Here is a 2,291-nt window from a genome sequence, read left to right on the forward strand (position 1 = left end):
GAGGGTTGGAAGGAGAAGCGACTTAGGTCTGATTTAACTTCCAATGTATTTGGGATATTTAAGCAATTAGAATGAAAAAGCAATTAGAATGAAAAAAACTAAAAAATCTTTCTAAAAATTATTATTTTTCATTATTGTTAGTTAAGGGTATTAGTTTATACTCACCATGTATGATAGCCAATTTATACATATCAACGTCATCTCTCATGTTAGCCATTTCTAAAACGTTCTTCTCCTTAAACGCTAATATAAGGACGTATCTTATCCTATTTTTGTTGACGCTAGCTGGTATGAATCTTATGAATTCGTTGTAGCTTTTTATTATGAATATTAGCTCTATGTGATCCTTGAACTCAATGTAATAATCCGCTTTTAAGCTATCGCCTAGAACGTAATCTTTTTTAGCATCTAGCACTTCACTCATTTTATCTATATTAGTTACTATGTTGTATAAATAAGTAGTTAAGATCTTATCCTTAACTTCCTCATTTTCAATTAATGATCCACAGTTATAACAAAATAATCTACCCCTTTTGTTTATCGTTCCACACTCCTTACATTTTACGCCAACTTCTATTTGCCTCTCCATTTTTCTCACCTAGTTAACCATGACGTTACTTCTTTGTAAGTTAACATAGCATATAGATAAGTAGGGAAAATGATGAAAAGTCCTATCATAGGAATTAAAATATAGTCTAAAATGTTTAATGATAGATTGCGAATTTCACTATATTTGATTCCTAAACTAGTAATACTTACGTTGAAAGTTATTACAGACCCTACAATGAATACTGCCAACGAATATATGATTAGAGGAACATTGATTAACAACGTACTATTAACCAACTCTCCTATCTCATTAACGATCTGTACGTTCATTACCAATGTTTGTATTATAGAAATTAGTAATGATAGTGGAGCAAAGAGGTAAGTAATCATCTGAAATCTATACCTTCTACTTGCCTTAAAGAATAACCCGGATTTAATATCTTTTAGAAAATATAAGTAACCTGATCTAGCCCACCTTAGTTGCTGTAGTATGAACCTATATAAAGTTGGTTGAGCAGCTGACTTGGCTAACGCTGTTGACTGATAAACCGTTTTATATCCCATAATATTAGCTAAGTAAGTCAAAGCTCTATCATCCCCTACCAATATCTTTCTTTTACCCCATCTATCAATTAAGAAATCCTTTACTATACTTACCAAAAAACTCCTCCGATAAGCTGCTAATTTACCATCAATTACTATTAAGTTCTTATCTAACATTTTGCAAACGATATCCCTACTAAGTTCAATCACTTGACCAAAAACATATGCCAACTTACTTCCAGTTTTAAATAAAAACGGGTGCCCCTGAACTCCAACAACTAAGGGATCTTTAAATGGCTTTATTATTTCATCAATAGCCCCTTTTTCTAAAATAGTGTCACTATCAAGCTGGATTATAATATCTCCCTTAGCCATCAACCATCCCATCGCTAAGGAGCCCCTTTTACCTAACCTCCTATGAGATAAGTCTATCCCCTTTATGTTATACTTTTTTACTAGATTCTTAACTTCAGGTCTATCATCTTCATATAGTAGTATTACCTCATCCGGGTTATTCTCTTTTGCGCTTTTTATACATTTCTCTAATGTCTCTATATCCTCCTTATACTCTGGTATAACTACACTTACCTTGACTTCTTCTCTTTTAAGACCATCACTATATGGCTTATATTGTCTCGCATATATCCCCCTGACGAGAGATGCACCTATTAAGAATATTAGAAAGTTTATTGGCCAGTATAGGAACTTACCTGTTAGGAACATGTACAGCATTTCTAATAGCTCAAATATCATTAACTGAAGAGTAAAGTTTCTGCATTTAAAAGTTTTTTGGATTTATGTAAATAGATATGATGGTAAATGATTTTAATACGACATATACTAAGAATATACAATTATCTATCACTCAATTAAGTTTGATATATATGATACTTCACTAAACTATGTATTTTGTTTCATTAAAAATAAGGTTATTTTTAAAATAGTTTACTAAAAGTAGCATTGACTACAACTACATAACAAACCATTAGTAGTAGATAGAATTTCAAAAAATTTATACGTTTCGACCTAGAGAAAGTTATTCATTTGAGACTACAATAAAGCTTAATTTATAAATGAAAACTTCGCCTTTTAAGGCGGAAGTCAGATCATTTTCGGTATTTTCTTTTAAGCTTCTCATTAAAAGTGAATAATTTTAAATTCAGCCTTTTGGCAGCTTAAATTATCATGAAATCTTTGAA

General features: G+C 31.2%; 2 protein-coding genes. Both read right to left on the minus strand.

The window, feature by feature from the left end; translation table 11 throughout:
* Positions 1 to 121: 121 nt before the first annotated feature.
* The gene (locus tag DMP16_RS09190) at positions 122 to 589 is read right to left on the minus strand and encodes a hypothetical protein (protein WP_143577137.1); all 468 of its coding nucleotides are present in this window, start codon (positions 587 to 589) and stop codon (positions 122 to 124) included.
* A 5-nt stretch (positions 590 to 594) separates the two neighbouring features.
* Positions 595 to 1,845, minus strand: coding sequence for a glycosyltransferase (locus DMP16_RS09195; protein WP_069284440.1), 1,251 nt, complete (start codon positions 1,843 to 1,845; stop codon positions 595 to 597).
* Positions 1,846 to 2,291 lie beyond the last annotated feature (446 nt).

It is taken from the genome of Sulfolobus sp. B1 (assembly GCF_007050195.1).
In the GTDB taxonomy this organism is placed as follows: domain Archaea; phylum Thermoproteota; class Thermoprotei_A; order Sulfolobales; family Sulfolobaceae; genus Saccharolobus.